The sequence below is a fragment of the Polynucleobacter sp. AP-Nino-20-G2 genome (genome assembly GCF_018688235.1).
Taxonomy (GTDB): domain Bacteria; phylum Pseudomonadota; class Gammaproteobacteria; order Burkholderiales; family Burkholderiaceae; genus Polynucleobacter.
The window spans coordinates 477,018-493,436 of record NZ_CP061313.1; the positions used below are offsets into that span (position 1 = coordinate 477,018).

Genomic DNA, 16,419 nt, shown 5'->3' on the forward strand with positions numbered 1-16,419 from the left:
CCGGACAATGCCATTAACGCAACCAGCGCATGAAACGTTCCACACCTTTCCCATAAGGCGGTCTTGCTAACTTAGTGCCTCGCAGCACATTTAAGCCAAAGAATCCGCGAACCTCTAAAACCGACTTACGCAGGCTAAAGGTGTCAAATCCAGCTTTGCCATGGTATGCACCCATACCGCTAGCGCCAGCCCCACCAAAGGGCAAGTCTTCAACTGCGGCATGCAATAGCGTGTCGTTGATCGTTACCCCGCCAGAGCGAGTCTCATTGAGGATGCTTTGCATTGCCCGCTTATCTTTACCAAACCAATACAGTGCCAGTGGTTTTGGATTCTCGTTGATGTAACGAATCGTTGAGTTGAGGTCATCGACTGCCACAATGGGAAGAATGGGGCCAAAGATCTCTTCTTGCATGATGAGGGCGTCTTTCGAAACATTCAGCAGCGCGACAGGTGTAAATATTGGAGAGGTATCTTGATTAAAAGAGAGGAGTGGAATGGCATTCGCGCCTCGATCTACGGCATCTTGTACTAACTGATTCCAGCGATTGAGTTGTTGTTGATCAATCGGCCCAGTGAATTCCTCAGGATTAGCGAATTGTTTTTGAGCGGCATTTCGCAGCTCTTCTACGAACTCATCGCAATTGCCCGCATGAATTAATACATAGTCTGGGGCAATACAAGTTTGTCCAGCGTTAATCAGCTTGCCATAAACAATGCTGGACGCCGCATCTTTTAATTTGGCTGAAGGGTCAACGATCGCGGGGGATTTGCCACCCAGCTCAAGCGTAATGGGAGTGAGATGGTCAGCCGCCGCACGCATTACTTTTTTACCGACATGCTCTGATCCGGTAAAAAAGAGATGGTCAAACGGAAGTGTCGCAAATGATTCCGCAACATCTGTGCCACCTGTGGTTACACAAAATTCACTTGGATGAAAATATTCTTGAATCAGGCCAGCTAGAAAACCTGAAGTGCGAGAGCTTCTTTCGGAGAGCTTGAGCCAAACACGATTACCCGCTGCAAATGCGGCGATCGCGGGAACGAGCGCCAGTTGCACGGGATAGTTCCACGGACTCATGATGCCCACTACGCCCATAGACTGCATTTCAGTCCAGGCATGGGAGGATCCCAAGAATCCGGGGGTTTGCACCAAATGGGGCTTCATCCACTCTTTGAGATGTTTGCGTGTGTATTTGCACGCTTGATAAATCATCTGAAATTCAAGAAGCCTGCTCTCAACGGAATTGCGCACACCAAAATCCGCTTGAAGCACCTTACAGATCTTCTCTTCGTTTGCCATCAGCATTTTTTCGATGCGACCGATGCGCTCAAGGCGAACCTCAAGAGTGGGATTTGGTTCGGCAGCGTAGGCCGCTTTGATTTCGTCTAACTGGAGCGTAAAGCGATTCATGGTCATTGGGTTGTATTAGCGGCAAGCAAGCGATTGAATAAGGCATTAGGATAAAGCCATGAACAAAATCCTTGATATAAATTCATTTGGCCTTGAGCGCGCCACTTTGGGCGGCGGTTGTTTTTGGTGCTTAGAGGCTGTTTATCAACAAATTTCCGGGGTCCAGTTAGTGGTGTCTGGCTATGCAGGTGGGGCCACGCTTAATCCCGACTATGAATCGGTTTGCTCTGGAACTACCGGTCATGCTGAAATAGTCGACATCTATTTCGATCCAAACATTGTGTCCTACCGAGATTTGTTGGAAGTTTTGTTTGTAATTCATGATCCAACGACCTTGAACTATCAGGGGAATGACCATGGGACGCAATATCGCTCGGTGATTTACACACACGGTGACGCGCAAAAAATGATTGCGCATGAGGTTGTCAAAGAGCTTGAGGAGGCTGGCATTTATGCCAATCCTATCGTGACCCAAATCGAAGATGCGCCTGTGATTTATCCGGCGGAGGATTACCACCAGAACTACTTCCGTCAGCACCCTGGACAGGGTTATTGCATGGCAGTAGTTGCTCCCAAGTTAGCAAAATTTAGAGCGAAATTTCAATCCTTAATTGCCTCGGATTTTCAATAAGGCGGTGCTCTTAGGGGGCTAGGCGCGCAATTAACCAGGCTGATCCATCTAATTGGTAGTGGATGCGGTCATGGAGTCGCGAGGGGCGACCTTGCCAGAATTCAATTTCAGTAGGGCGTAATCGATAGCCGCCCCAATGCTTTGGGCGCGGTGGGTGATCACCAAACTCTGCGGCGAAACGCTTCTCAGCCTCTTCTAGAAATTCTCGATTTGGAATTTCAGAGCTTTGGGGGGATGCCCACGCGCCAATGCGGGAAGCTGCGGGGCGTGAGTGAAAGTAGCCGTCGCTCTCTTGGGCGCTTACGCGCTCAACCACCCCTTTAATGCGGACTTGACGCTCAAGCTCATGCCAGTGAAATAAGAGGGCTGCCTGAGGGCGAACCGCTAAATCTTTACCTTTTTGACTTTCGTAATTGGTAAAAAAGGTAAAGCCATCCTGATCCGCGCCTTTTAGTAAGACAATACGGGCTGATGGATTTCCGGCTTGATCAGCGGTAGCCAAGGTCATGGAGTTTGGTTCGGGGCACTCTGCTTTGATGGCTTGCTCAAACCAAGTCTGAAATAAGCTAATGGGGTTCGATGGAGCCTCGGTTTCAGAGAGTTGGCCAAAAGTATAGTTTTTGCGAAGTTGAGCAATGGTGTCCATTTTTTCAGTATAAAGAGAAGCTATGGCAGAAGACAAGGTAGAAGACAGTGTAGATGACCGTCGTTTTGGAGGTGTAGCTCGGCTATACGGTCCGGAGCTGCGCGAGCGCTTTCGTCATGCCACTGTTGTGGTGGCAGGCTTGGGCGGTGTTGGCTCTTGGGCCGCTGAAGCATTGGCACGTACTGCAATTGGGCATCTCGTTTTGATTGATTTCGATCATATTGCCGAGAGCAATACCAATCGCCAGCTTCATGCACTTGAAGGCGAGTACGGAAAAGCCAAAGTAGAGGCGATGACGCAGCGAATTCTCAAGATCAATCCCGAGATTCAGCTGACAGTTTGTGATGAATTTTTAGAGCCAGATAATTTGGATATTTTGATTCCAAAAGACGCTATTGTTTTAGATGCAACCGATTCCGTTCAAACCAAAATTGCTTTAGCAGTATGGGCGGAAAAAAATCAGCGTGGATTGGTGATGTGTGGCGCGGCTGGTGGCAAGTCGGATCCTACTTCAGTGCGTTGTGATGATCTTTCACGAACCGAGCAAGATGCTTTGTTGGCAAAGGTGCGTCAGGGCTTGCGACAGGATCATGGCTTCTCTAGAAACTTAAAGAAAAAAATTGGTATTCGTGCTATCTACTCTCATGAGCCACGCGCTGGAGTTGCGAGCGGTGGCTTAGCTTGCTCTGGCTATGGTTCAACCGTCATGGTGACGGCAGCTTGCGGTCTTGCGGCTGCTGCAGAGATCTTGAATTTAATCGCTACTCAGGAATAAATTTTCAGAAATACCGCAAAGAGTATTGAAGTGTGCTGAATTCCTTTAGGGGAATCCCTGTAGGAAATTACGTATTCTGTTGTCATCCATCTTTCAAAGATTCATCTATCGGCTTGTGTTTGCTGGGCCAACACTTTTTATCTCATTCACATTTATTTGTTTAGGCACTTTGGGTAGTTTTATCCCCTAGTGCAGATGAGCAGTCCTCCCTAGACTTTGCCTCGTTGGTGCGTTACCAACAACAAATCGAAAGGAGGTCTCTTTTGCAGACTGAACAGGCAGGTTTAAAGCGCCATCTAAAAGTGCGACATATTCGCTTGATGGCTTTGGGGTCCACGATTGGCGTTGGATTATTTCTAGGTTCTGCCAGCGCTATACAAATTGCTGGACCCTCGATCTTGCTGGGCTATTTATTGGCGGGGATCGTGGCGTTCATCGTGCTACGAACTCTCGGGGAGATGGCTGTACACGAGCCTGTGGCAGGATCGTTCGCCGCTTATGCCAATAGCTATGTTGGGCCACTTGCAGGGTACATGGTCGGCTGGGGCTATTGGACCTACTGGATTGTTGTAGGTATCGCGGAGGTAACTGCCGTGGGCATCTATATGGGCATCTGGTTTCCGGAAACACCGCAGTGGATTTGGGCTTTGTCCTCCATCTTGATGATGGGTCTGATCAATCTCATCGCCGTAAAAGTATTTGGCGAGTTTGAGTTTTGGTTTGCCCTAATTAAGGTGGTTGCGATAGTTGCCTTAATTGCACTTGGGAGCTCCGTAATCTTCTTTGGTTTTACGAATGACTGGAACCCAATCGGCTTAGCCAATCTCTGGCAACACGGTGGCTTTTTCCCAAATGGCATTAGTGGCATGTTGCTTTCTTTACAGATGGTGCTGTTTGCATACGTTGGGATTGAGATGATTGGTTTATCAGCTGGTGAAGCTGAGAACCCACGCAAAACGATTCCAATGGCAATTGATTCATTGGCGTGGCGCATCTTGATTTTTTACATGGGTGCAATTTTTGTCATCCTGGCGATCTTTCCATGGAATGAAGTGGGGCAGCAAGGCAGTCCATTCGTTGTGATGTTCGAGCGGATTGGTTTGCGCGAAGCTGCCGGAATCATCAACTTTGTTGTGATCACCGCTGCGCTTTCCTCATGCAATGCTGGCATCTTTAGTGGTGGCCGATTGTTGTATGCGCTATCCGTGAATGGTTATGCGCCTTCACCTTTTGCCAAGCTATCGAAGTATGGCGTTCCTCATCGTGCGGTACTTGCAACAGTAGCAGTTTGTATGACGGGTGTGGTACTGAATTACTTTGTGCCAGATAAGGCCTTTCAATACATCATGGCCGCGGTCACATTTGTAGGATTGATGGTGTGGATCGCCATTCTCTTTACGCAAATTCAATTCCGTCGCTCTCTCACTAAAACACAGGTTGCCGAGTTGGCTTATCGCGCACCGTGGTGGCCCTATTCCTCGTGGTTCGCATTGGCTTTCATTGCTTTGGTAGTGGTGCTAATGGGCTTCCATGAGGATGCGCGGATCGCGTTGGTATTGGGTCCGTGTCTATTGGGCGTGTATCTCGCGATGTTCTACATCGTTGGATTGCATCGCAAAACAAAACTGAATCGTGAATTCAAATAAGGAGATATAAATGATTGTTGGCGTTCCACAAGAAGTAAAAAATAATGAATTTCGTGTTGGCCTCACTCCGGGAAATGTCAGGGGTTTGTGCAAGCAAGGCCACTCTGTATTAGTGCAGCGCGGAGCTGGCGAGCTCATTGGTTTGAGTGATGAGTCTTATCGCATGGCCGGCGCCACGCTGATTAATAGCGCTGCCGAAGTATTTGCCAAGGCGGAGATGGTGGTTAAAGTGAAGGAGCCGCAGCCGCAAGAATGTGCCATGTTGCGTGAAGATCAAATTCTCTTTACTTATTTGCATCTTGCGCCAGACCCACAACAAACCAAAGCGTTACTAGCCTCCGGCGCAAGCTGCATTGCGTATGAAACTGTGACTTCATGTCATGGCGCATTGCCATTGCTGGCGCCCATGAGTGAAGTGGCCGGACGCATGTCAATTCAGGCCGCTGCTACTCATCTTGAGAAGACAAACGGCGGCCTGGGGGTGCTCATGGCGGGCGTACCGGGAGTTTCTCCTGCGAAGGTCGTGATCTTGGGCGGCGGTGTGGTTGGACGCAATGCTTTGCAAATGGCGGTAGGGATGGGTGCCGATGTGTGCATCTTCGATCGCGATATTGATCGTTTGAGACAGATCGATATGTTGTACGGTAACCGTGTAAGAACATTTTATTCCGACCCGTTATTGGTGGAGATGGAGGTGTGTGAGGCTGATGTGGTGATTGGTGCGGTGCTGTTGCCGGGTGCTGCAGCTCCAAAGCTTGTTACTCGTGAAATGGTTCGTAAGATGAAGTCAGGATCGGTGGTGGTGGATGTCGCCATTGATCAGGGCGGTTGCTTTGAAACATCCAAGCCCACCACCCATGCCGATCCAACTTATATTGTCGATGGCGTATTGCATTATTGCGTTGCCAATATGCCTGGTGCTGTTGCTCGTACTTCTACCTTTGCCTTAACCAATGCCACTTATCCATTTGTGGAGGCGTTAGCGAATCGAGGAGGCTTGTTGGCTTTATCCCATGATCATCACTTGCGTAATGGCTTGAGTGTTCATCGGGGTAGTTTAACTTCAGAGCCGGTGGCAAGGGCTCAAAAACTGGACTTTGTCACTGCGGAAGAGCTGTTGGCCGCATAGAACTGCATAAGGCTACATAGTGCTGGCATCTCATGAGATGCCAGCCCCCCCCCAATGCATATTGGGGCTGTCATATTTATCCTCTATGATTTCAGTATTGCTTATTAATATATCTACCTTACTGAATTGATGGACTTTTCTGCATTAGCACTTTCTAGTGGTGTGGTTGCACTAGCTGAAATGGGCGATAAAACCCAGTTGCTCTCACTTATGTTGGCTGCCCGTTATCCAAAACAAGCTTTGGCCATCATTGGCGGCATCTTTATTGCCACAATTGCTAATCACGCTTGCGCTGCATTTTTGGGGCATTGGCTCACTACATTTGTCAGTCCAGACATGTTGAAGTGGATTTTGGGGTTGAGCTTCCTGGGAATAGGTTTATGGCTTTTGGTGCCAGACCATATTGACGATGCTGCCGGCTCCAAGGTTGCGGACCGCGCTTTCCAAGTTTTTATATTGACTGTGGGCCTCTTCTTTTTGGCGGAGATGGGTGATAAGACCCAAATTGCCACGATTGCTTTAGGGGCTAAATATTCTGATGTATTTTCCGTGACAGTTGGCACCACTTTGGGGATGATGCTGGCAAATGCCCCTGCTGTTTGGATTGGGCAAAAGTTCACTAAACGTATGCCGATCAAGTGGGTTCATGCTGTAGCCGCTATTACCTTCATTGCTATCGGTGTGACGACCCTTGCCTTGGGTTAAGAAGAAAGTCTGGAACGGGGCTTAAAATTGCTCCATGAAAACAGATATTGCACAAAGCTTCCATAGGCTTGAATACCGCGCTCCAAATTACACACTTGAGCGAGTTGAATTAGATATTGCCTTAGATCCCGCCAGGACGATCGTGAAAAGTCGTCTTGAAGTGCTTCCTGGGCCGAGTCATGAGTCTGGTGCCCCCTTGGTGCTGCAGGGTCATGAGCTTGAGTTTGTCAGCTTGCGTATTAATGGCGAGGCCCATCGCCAATTTGAGTTAACTCCCGAGACCCTCACGATTCATGCTTTACCCAATCAGGGTAAACAGACATTTGTAGTCGAAATTATTTGCGTCTGTGTTCCAGAAAAAAACACATCACTCATGGGTTTGTATGTTTCCAATGGAAACTTCTTCACTCAGTGTGAGGCTGAAGGCTTTAGAAAGATTACCTATTTCTTAGATCGGCCTGATGTGATGGCGCGTTATCGCGTTACCTTGCGAGCTCGAGAAGCCGAGTGCCCCGTCTTGTTATCTAACGGTAATCTCATCAGCACCGAGAAATTGCCCAATGGTTGGCATAGTGCAGTTTGGGAGGATCCATTTCCGAAGCCATCTTATTTATTTGCATTGGTTGCGGGCAAGCTGGAATGCATTGAAGAAACAATAACGACCGGCAGTGGTGCGAAAAAATTATTGCAAATTTGGGTTGAGCCGCATGACTTGAAGAAGACTCGACATGCAATGGATTCTTTGATTGCATCCATTCATTGGGATGAAAAGCGCTATGGTCTAGAGTTGGATCTCGAGCGATTCATGATTGTGGCGGTAAGTGATTTCAATATGGGCGCGATGGAGAATAAGGGTCTCAATATCTTCAATACCAAGTATGTATTAGCTCAACCCGAGACCGCTACTGATGCTGACTTTGCCAATATTGAAAGCGTTGTTGCGCACGAGTATTTCCATAACTGGACTGGCAATCGGGTGACTTGTCGGGACTGGTTTCAGCTTTCCTTGAAAGAAGGTTTGACGGTTTTCCGTGATCAAGAGTTCTCGGCCGATCAAATGGGTAGCGAGTCCGGTAGAGCGGTAAAGCGTATTGAGGATGTGCGTCTCTTGCGTCAACTACAGTTCCCTGAAGATGCGGGTCCAATGGCTCACCCCATTCGTCCAGACGAGTATCAAGAGATTAATAACTTCTACACCGTTACTGTGTATGAGAAGGGTGCTGAGGTTGTGCGCATGTATCAAACCTTGCTTGGGGTTGAAGGTTTCCGTAAGGGAATGGATTTGTACTTCAAGCGCCACGATGGCCAGGCAGTGACTTGCGATGATTTCTTAATGGCAATGGCCGATGCGAATGACCGAGATCTATCGCAGTTCAAGCACTGGTATAGCCAGGCAGGTACACCAATGGTTAAGGTGGGTGAGTTTTATGATTCCGCCAAAAAGCAATATCAAATTACTTTGACGCAGTCCCCATCAAAAAATACTGTTCAGCAAAAGACTGAGCCATTTCATATTCCCCTGAAGATACGTTTGTTGAATGCTGGCGATAATCAAGCTGAGGTATTGTTGGAGTTAACGCAAGATCAACAAACCTGGACTTTTGATGGGGTGGAAAGTCGCCCAGTCCTATCGATTAATCGAAATTTCTCAGCACCGATCCATCTGGATTTTGCGCAAAGCGAGGCGGACTTATTGACACTGTTCTCTAGCGATGATGATGCGTTTAATCGCTGGGAAGCTGGTCAGAAACTGGCAATGCAAATGATTTTGGAAAATCGTTTGCCAGATGCCGCACTGATCGATGCCTACCGCGATCTATTAACCGATTCAGAGCTAGATCCCGCATTTAAAGAATTGGCGCTGACCTTGCCCGCCGAGGCATATTTATATGAGCAATGCGCTAGCGTAGATCCACAGAAAATTTATGCTGCACGTCGCGCATTCCGTCATGCGATCGCAGGTCAGCTGCGTATTGAGTGGGCTGCTTTGTATCAACAAATGCAGACGCCGGGACCTTTTAATCCAGATGCTGCTAGCTCAGGAAAGCGCGCGCTGAAGAATCTGGCTCTCAGTATGTTGTTAGAGGCTGATCCGCTCATTTGGGCTCCAATGGCGGTCAATCAATATCAGAATGCTGACAATATGACCGACCGTTATGCTGCTTTAGCGGGATTGGTAATTCATGGCTCTAAGTCAGCTACTGCATGTTTAGAGGACTTCTATACTCGTTTTGCTGACGATGCTTTGGTCATTGATAAGTGGTTTGCTTTACAGTCCAGCAGACCGCCTGTACCAAACGCTGAGCCTACTTTGAATGAGGTGCATCGCTTGAGAGAGCACTCTGCTTTCAAGATGAATAACCCCAACCGAGTTCGTAGCGTGATTCATGCTTTCTGTATGAATAACCCCGCTAGCTTTCATCAGGTAGATGGCAGCGGCTATACGTTTTGGGCTGACTCTGTACTTGCCTTGGATCCGATTAACCCTCAGGTAGCGGCCCGTTTAGCGCGAGGTTTAGATCGCTGGCGTCATTTTGCTCAGCCGTATCAAACCCAGATGCTCGAGGCTTTAAAGCGTGTTGCCGCTTGCGGAACTCTCTCTGCGGATGTGAAAGAGGTGATTTCTAAGGCTTCGGCATCTTAAGCATAAGCAGGCCTTCTTTGCTGGGAATTTAGTGCAAGCTCTCCTTGAATTCAATCCCCAGCTGATGGGCGAGGGCTTGCAGTTTTTTATCTGAAGTCCAAATGACAGCATCTTTTGACAAGAGTGCGGAGGCCAGCAGTGAAATATCTGTTGCCCCGCAACCAGAGTCATAAAACTTATTTTTTTCAATGAACTCTAATGTTTCATTATTAGTCGCAATAGTTGCTTGTCGTAAGCTTTTGAGTTGATTTAAAGTTTTCACTCTGGGCGATGGGGGTGATCCACAGGCAAGCTCCAAAATAATGAGTGGATGACAGAGTACTCGATCATTGATGAGAAGAGATTGCAAAGTCCCGCTAGCCTTTCTGAAGTGGGATACCCATACCGAGGTGTCCGCTAAAACCATCGTCATGGTGATTAATCGCCCTTTGGTTTTCGGCGAGGAATGCTTTTCATTTCTGGCGCCTTGCCACCTAAGGCTGCCAATCGTTTACCGATTTGCACTCTGACAAAAACATTCATTGCTTCACGGAAGAGATCCGCCTTATCCATCCCGGGGTCAGCAAGCTCCAGCCCTCTTTGGTAGAGGTCATCATCAATAGTTACAGTTGTTCGCATACTTTTATCATCATCAATATTGAATCATTTTAGCATCAAATAATGCATCAAAAAAGAGGGGAAGTCTGAGTCTGTAGTAATCAAAAGCCCATCTGCAGGCCTTATGACTGTTGGATTTAAGTATTTTTTGAATGAACAGGGCAAAATAGAGGTCTGCCAAGTAACCCTCTTTACCTGATTCACGGAGAAATTCCTTTTGACTGCCTCAAGTAACTTCAATATCAATTTCAAGAAATATCTCGAGTCCACCAAGGTGAAGGGCGAGGCTATTCCTGCTGGCTTGCAAGAATTACTCTTAGCAGTGGCTGATACCTGCTCCACGTTGAGTCATGAGGTTGCCCAAGGCGCCTTAATTGGTTTATTGGGCTCAGCTGGTACTGGCAATGTCCAGGGAGAGGTACAGCAAAAATTGGATGTCATTGCAAATGACCTCTTGATTGAAGGGGTTCAGGGTTGCAAGTCTTTGGCGGGCCTGGCATCGGAAGAGATGGAATTGCCGGTAGCGGTGCAGGGAACCGGTGACTACTTATTGCTATTCGACCCACTTGATGGTTCATCCAATATTGATGTGAATGTTTCGATTGGAACGATATTCTCGGTGCTGAAGAAACAAGACCCATCTGCGCCTTTGCAGACCTCTGACTTCTTATTGTCAGGCCGTCATCAAGTAGCTGCCGGCTATGTTGTTTACGGGCCTCAAACCACCATGGCCTTAACCTTAGGCAACGGTGTGGTGATGTTTACCTTGAATAAAGTCACCGGTGAATTTGTCTTAATTAAACATGCTGTTGAGATTGCGCACTCTACTAAAGAGTTCGCAATCAATATGTCCAACATGCGTCACTGGGCTGAGCCTGTGCGTCGTTATGTTGAAGAGTGTCTGGCTGGTGTTAGTGGTGAGCGCGACAAAGATTTCAATATGCGCTGGATTGCCTCTATGGTGGCCGATGTTCATCGCGTGCTTTCTCGTGGCGGCATCTTTATGTATCCATGGGATCAGCGTGAGCCCCATAAGCCAGGTAAGCTGCGCTTGATGTATGAGGCCAATCCGATGAGCTTCTTAGTGGAGCAGGCTGGTGGTGCCTCTACCAACGGTGATCAATTGATCATGGATTTGGTCCCAACCGATTTGCATGAACGTGTCTCTGTCATGCTGGGCTCCAAGGAAGAGATCGAGCGTTTACAGCATTACCACTCGCAGGTCTAATTGCCCGGAAGACCTCTACAGAGTTTGGGTGCAGTACTTGTAATAAAAAAGCTCAATCAGTGATTGGGCTTTTTGCTTATGGACTTGCCAAGAAGGGCGCGCCTCCTTAGGGCTGAACCTTTTCCTTCAGATAAGCAAGCGACTCTTCAACTTGGTCAATCAAGATCAGGCAGATATCCCCAGCAGACAAATCACTCAAGGCGGCATCGATGGCCAGGAATTCACCCGTAATCTCTTTTACTTGCTTGGCTCTAGTGGTTCCAACTAAACCTTCTTTCAGGAGCTTGAGCACTTCACCATCTTCACGACCGCGTTGGCACTGGTCTTGATACAAAATGACATTGTCAAAGCTGTTGCCCAAGATTCTGGTGAGGTCGCGGATATCTTCATCACGACGATCACCAGCACCACTAATAACTACGTGGCTCTTCTTGGGCTTCATCGCCTCGATGGCGCTTGCTAGGGCGCGCATTGCATCGGGGTTATGTCCGTAATCAGCAATGACGGTTGCCCCTTTGTGCTGGAACTGATTGAAGCGTCCTGGCACTACATTGGCTGAGCTTTCAAATGAATGTAAGCCACGAGCAATTTTTTCAGCATCTAAACCAAGCGCCCAAGCGGCGCCAATAGAAGCCATCGCATTTTCTACTTGGAATCCCAATACGCCATTTTGGGTAAATGGAATCTCGCTAACCGGGAAGCGGAAGAGTACGCGCGAACCTTTCGATGCTACGATATAAGTGCCATCACAGTAAATCACTTTTTTATTCTTAGCGCGGTGTGCGGCAATAACCGGGTGGTGTTGATTTTGCGCAAAGAAAATCACCCGACCCGTGCAAACATCACCCATCTTCGCTACGATTGGATCAGCAGCGTTCAGTACCGCAGCTCCTGTTGGAGCTACATTTTGCACAACAACGCGCTTGAGAATCGCCAAATCCTCAACGCTGGTGATGTAGTTCAGGCCCAAGTGGTCACCTTCGCCAATATTGGTCACTACTGCAACTTCGCAGCGATCAAAGCCAAGACCCTCGCGTAACATGCCGCCACGAGCTGTTTCCAGGACCGCTGCATCCACGTCTGGGTGCATTAAGACATTGCGAGCGCTTTTGGGGCCACTGCAGTCACCAGAATCAATCAGGCGATGGTTGATATAGACGCCATCGGTAGTGGTCATGCCGACCCGCAGACCGGTTTCATTGAGAAGGTGTGAGATTAATCGCACCGTCGTGGTTTTGCCATTGGTGCCAGTTACTGCGACTACTGGAATGCGTCCATCTTCACCCAGGGGGTACATCATATTGATGATATCTTCGCCAACGGGACGGCTCTTGCCATAGGAGGGCTTGAGATGCATGCGCAGGCCGGGCGCGGCATTTACCTCAACAATGCCACCACCTTGTGATTCCAATGGCTTGTAGATAGCTTCGCACAGAATGTCTACGCCAGCGATATCTAAACCAATCATTTGTGCGGCAGCAATCGCGCTAGCAGCTACATCAGGATGAACATCATCGGTTACATCGGTCGCTGTTCCGCCGGTGCTCAGGTTTGCATTGTTGCGTAATAAAACACGCTCACCAGTTTTGGGAACGTATTGCGGAGAAAGATTGTTGCTGGCTAAATGTGCGAGCGCAATGTCATCGAAGCGGATTTTAGTTAATGCAGTGGCATGGCCATCACCGCGCAGTGGATTCTTATTCTCCAGTTCAACCAATTCGGCAACGGTGTGCTTGCCATCGCCAACCACTTGCGCTGGCTCACGTCTAGCCGCTGCGGAGAGGCGATTGCCAACTACAAGTAAGCGATAGTCGGCACCAGGTAGATAGCGCTCGACAATGGTTTCGCGTCCGAACGCTTGAGTAACAATGAAGCCCGCACGTACTTCAGCTTCTGTCTGAATATTCGCAACGACACCCTTACCTTGATTGCCATCTTTGGGCTTTAAGACGATGGGGCCGCCAATCTTTTGGGCTGCACGCCATGCGTCATCCGCAGTCGTGACTACTTCACCAGTGGGTACTGATACGCCAGCGGCAGCGAGTAGGTTCTTGGTAAGTTCTTTATCTTGAGCGATCGCCTCGGCAATAGCGCTAGTGTCACTGGTTTCAGCAGCCTGAATCCGTTTTTGTTTGCTGCCCCAACCAAATTGCACCATGCTGCCTTCTGTCATGCGGCGGAAGGGGATATTTCTTTGAACCGCGGCATCTACGATGGAGCCTGTGCTCGGTCCAAGACGCACGTCCTCATAAAGCGCTTCCAATTCAGAAAGGGCTGCTGCCAAATCAAATGGAACGTCATTTAGCGTTGCTTGAATTAATCCAAAAGCGAAGTCAAAGGCCATCCGCCCCACAACTTCCTCTGTGTACTCAACCACCACTTGGTAAACGCCATCTTCAATAGTTTGGACGGTACGGCTAAAGGTTACTGGACAGCCAGCTTGAGACTGGAGGCCAAGGGCGGCGTGTTCCAAGGCATGAGCCAAAGAAAGAATTTCGTTATGGCCGCCGCGGCGCATGCTTCCTAATTGGGGGAAGCGCTCACGGATCTTGGTTTCGAACTGAGGAATAGTGTCAATAGAGCGTTCAGTTTCTTCGCAGGAAACGATAGCTTCTAAAGCGGTGTGGCGGCTCCATAAATTCGGGCCGCGCAACATGCGAATACGGGTAATTTCCAATTAAGCCTCTGTTGGAACGCTGGCGTCGGAAACGAAGGTTTCAGCACCAGCTTCAATAACGTTGAACGGAATGTCTAAAGCCCACGCTGCGGCAATCGCTGCACCTAAGTTCATGGCTTTCCATGGGGCAGCTGAGTCAGGCTCAGAGTGACGCGGAACTGGAATACTCTTTTGATCCTGATTGCCACACTTCAGAGTAATTTGTTGTTTACCAACCAGAACTAGGCGACCACCTTTTTTCAGGTGCTCTTTCGCTGTAGTGCTGGAAGAATCTTGCGTGAAGAAGATGACCTCGCCATCACAAAGCTCCGCCATCTTTTCAACCATCGGGTCATCCGCATTTAATACGGCGACACCAGTAGGCAGTACGACATCCACTTGAGTTCTGACAATACTGAATACCTGGTCTTCATCATAAATGGCGTACTGAGGGAAATTTGCTGAGGGATCAACATTCAGTACAACGCCAACTTGGCAACGATCGTAGGCAAGGCCTTCAATCAACATGGATAGATTATTGTTTTCAATTACGGCCGCTTCAACTGCGCGATTTAATAAAGTACGACGCGCATTTTCCCAGTTGGCTGCATTACTTTTCTGGATAGAGCGATGACCGAAGAACAATCCTTTGCTGCAAGATAGGCCAACATATAGATTAGTCAATCTCAAAAAGTGAGCAATCATTTCGGCGACGGGCGTTTTGCCGCGCGCGCCACAGACACCCACTACCGGGATGCGGAAGTCAGCTCCGGGAGGGAAGAGGTGGTTCGCAATCTCTTTACCAACTGGTTGTGGTTTGCCGCTCGCAGGCTTTAAGTGCATCAATAAGCCTGGGCCTGCATTGACTTCAACAATTGCCGCATTTTGCGATTCGAGAGGCTTGCTAATATCTTGTGCCACGAGATCCACGCCGGCAATCTCCAGCCCAACAACGCGAGCAGCAAGCGCTACTTGGCTGGCTACCTCTGGGTGAACGAGGTCTGTGACATCAAAGGCTACATTGCCATTGCTTTGAATGAGTACTTTTTGATCCAGTGCGGGAATGCTTGATCCAGTCAATTTCTGGCGTGCGAGCTCAAGCTCCACTGCGGAATCAATTCTTACTGGATTGAGTGGGTGCTCTTCGGCAGTGCCACGACGTGGATCAGAATTAATCTGAATTTGAATGAGTTCCAGCACGGTGTGTTTGCCGTCACCGGTAACCCAAACAGTTTCACCTTTGGCCGCCGCAACTACTTTGTTACCAACAACTAGCAAGCGGTGTTCGTCGCCAATGATGTGACGCTCTACCAAGACTTCGCTACCCTCATCGATTGCTACGGCATAGGCTGCTTCAATTTCTTGTTGGGTGTAGAGGTTAATAAATACCCCGCGACCATGATTGCCATCGATCGGTTTTACTACCACCGGTAATCCAATATCTTGAGCCGCTTCCCAGGCGTCATCAGGGCTAGTGACTGTACGACCCTCTGGGGTTGGCACACCTGCGCTAGCTAGCAGACTTTTTGTTAAGTCTTTATCGCGAGAAATGGTTTCAGCAATTGCGCTCGTTTGGTCTGTCTCCGCTGTCCATATGCGACGTTGTTTAGCGCCATAGCCAAGCTGAACGAGGTTGCCTTCGGATAATCTAATTGAAGGAATGCCGCGCTCTTCAGCTGCGTTCACGATGCAGGCCGTACTAGGTCCAAGCAATAGATCATCCCCAAGTTCGCGCAGATTTTCAATAATCATGGCGACTTCAGCTACGGGATCTTTTGTGTCCTGAGCTAGGGTGAGATATAAATCTCGTGCGTATTTGAGAGCCGTTAAGGTCACTTCCTCATTGATCGCGCTAACCATCACCTTGTAAACGCCGCGGCGATCACCGTCTCGAGCTTTGCCAAATCCACCAGGGATGCCGGCGAGATTTTGGAGTTCTAGGGTGAGGTGTTCAAGAATGTGGGCGGGCCAAGTACCTTCTTCGACTCGTTTTAAGAATCCGCCAGCTTCACCATAGCTACAGCGATGCTCGTGGAGACTAGGAAGCGCTTTTAGCAAGCGATCATAGAACCCAGGAATTAAATTGGATGGGTAGTCCTCTAGGTCGCCGATATCAACCCAGACCTCAATGACCGGATGGTAGGTCCACATATTGGGACCACGGAGATGCTTGACACTCAGAATCTCGATTGTTTTATCTAATAATTGGGGCATATGTGGATGGGGAGGGTCGGCGCCACTTCAACGGGTGAGGGCGAGGATGTCTCGGACTGTCTCTCAGGTTCTAGTAATTATTGAAAATCCACAAAATTAGCAAAAATACATAAAAAAGCCTATTACGACAATTTAAC

Annotated in this window: 12 protein-coding genes and 1 pseudogene; 7 read left to right on the forward strand and 6 right to left on the reverse strand. The window is 48.6% G+C overall.

Annotation, left to right across the window (positions count from 1 at the left end; translation table 11 throughout):
• Positions 1–13 precede the first annotated feature (13 nt).
• A complete protein-coding gene (locus FD960_RS02565; RefSeq protein WP_251369824.1) occupies positions 14–1,417 on the reverse strand; it encodes an aldehyde dehydrogenase family protein in 1,404 nt (467 codons plus the stop codon).
• 52 nt (positions 1,418–1,469) lie between these two features.
• On the opposite strand from FD960_RS02565, the gene msrA reads away from it, so the two are divergent.
• Entirely contained in the window at positions 1,470–2,042 is a 573-nt protein-coding gene (gene msrA / locus FD960_RS02570; protein ID WP_251369825.1) for a peptide-methionine (S)-S-oxide reductase MsrA, read from the forward strand.
• Between the two features lie 10 nt (positions 2,043–2,052).
• Here the strand turns inward: msrA and pdxH are convergent, their stop codons facing one another.
• Complete coding sequence (gene pdxH / locus FD960_RS02575; protein WP_215299658.1) at positions 2,053–2,688, reverse strand: pyridoxamine 5'-phosphate oxidase; 636 nt, start codon at positions 2,686–2,688, stop codon at positions 2,053–2,055.
• Positions 2,689–2,710: 22 nt separating this feature from the next.
• Here pdxH and FD960_RS02580 point away from each other — a divergent pair, with 22 nt between their 5' ends.
• The 5 genes from FD960_RS02580 to pepN all read left to right on the forward strand — a co-directional run bounded on the left by FD960_RS02580 (position 2,711) and on the right by pepN (position 9,587).
• Positions 2,711–3,463, forward strand: coding sequence for a ThiF family adenylyltransferase (locus FD960_RS02580; protein WP_215299660.1), 753 nt, complete (start codon positions 2,711–2,713; stop codon positions 3,461–3,463).
• A gap of 320 nt (positions 3,464–3,783) precedes the next feature.
• Positions 3,784–5,109 (forward strand): amino acid permease, encoded by a 1,326-nt coding sequence (locus FD960_RS02585; protein ID WP_305849561.1) that lies wholly within the window; start codon positions 3,784–3,786, stop codon positions 5,107–5,109.
• Positions 5,110–5,119: 10 nt separating this feature from the next.
• Positions 5,120–6,238 (forward strand): alanine dehydrogenase, encoded by a 1,119-nt coding sequence (ald, locus tag FD960_RS02590; RefSeq protein ID WP_215299663.1) that lies wholly within the window; start codon positions 5,120–5,122, stop codon positions 6,236–6,238.
• 129 nt (positions 6,239–6,367) lie between these two features.
• Complete coding sequence (locus tag FD960_RS02595; protein ID WP_215299665.1) at positions 6,368–6,943, forward strand: TMEM165/GDT1 family protein; 576 nt, start codon at positions 6,368–6,370, stop codon at positions 6,941–6,943.
• A 34-nt stretch (positions 6,944–6,977) separates the two neighbouring features.
• The gene (gene pepN, locus FD960_RS02600) at positions 6,978–9,587 is read left to right on the forward strand and encodes an aminopeptidase N (RefSeq protein ID WP_215299667.1); all 2,610 of its coding nucleotides are present in this window, start codon (positions 6,978–6,980) and stop codon (positions 9,585–9,587) included.
• Between the two features lie 28 nt (positions 9,588–9,615).
• Here pepN and FD960_RS02605 read toward each other — a convergent pair whose 3' ends face one another.
• Complete coding sequence (locus tag FD960_RS02605) at positions 9,616–9,999, reverse strand: PIN domain-containing protein (protein ID WP_215299669.1); 384 nt, start codon at positions 9,997–9,999, stop codon at positions 9,616–9,618.
• Between the two features lie 5 nt (positions 10,000–10,004).
• Positions 10,005–10,205, reverse strand: coding sequence for a type II toxin-antitoxin system VapB family antitoxin (locus FD960_RS02610; protein WP_215299671.1), 201 nt, complete (start codon positions 10,203–10,205; stop codon positions 10,005–10,007).
• Positions 10,206–10,401: 196 nt separating this feature from the next.
• Here FD960_RS02610 and FD960_RS02615 point away from each other — a divergent pair, with 196 nt between their 5' ends.
• The gene (locus FD960_RS02615) at positions 10,402–11,412 is read left to right on the forward strand and encodes a class 1 fructose-bisphosphatase (protein WP_371817439.1); all 1,011 of its coding nucleotides are present in this window, start codon (positions 10,402–10,404) and stop codon (positions 11,410–11,412) included.
• 106 nt (positions 11,413–11,518) lie between these two features.
• Here the strand turns inward: FD960_RS02615 and cphA (FD960_RS02620) are convergent, their stop codons facing one another.
• Together cphA (FD960_RS02620) and cphA (FD960_RS02625) are read right to left on the reverse strand one after the other, a co-directional pair.
• Complete coding sequence (gene cphA, locus FD960_RS02620) at positions 11,519–14,089, reverse strand: cyanophycin synthetase (protein WP_215299672.1); 2,571 nt, start codon at positions 14,087–14,089, stop codon at positions 11,519–11,521.
• Between the two features lie 12 nt (positions 14,090–14,101).
• Positions 14,102–16,282, reverse strand: a pseudogene (gene cphA, locus FD960_RS02625) (cyanophycin synthetase); the annotation flags it as partial.
• Positions 16,283–16,419: the final 137 nt, after the last annotated feature.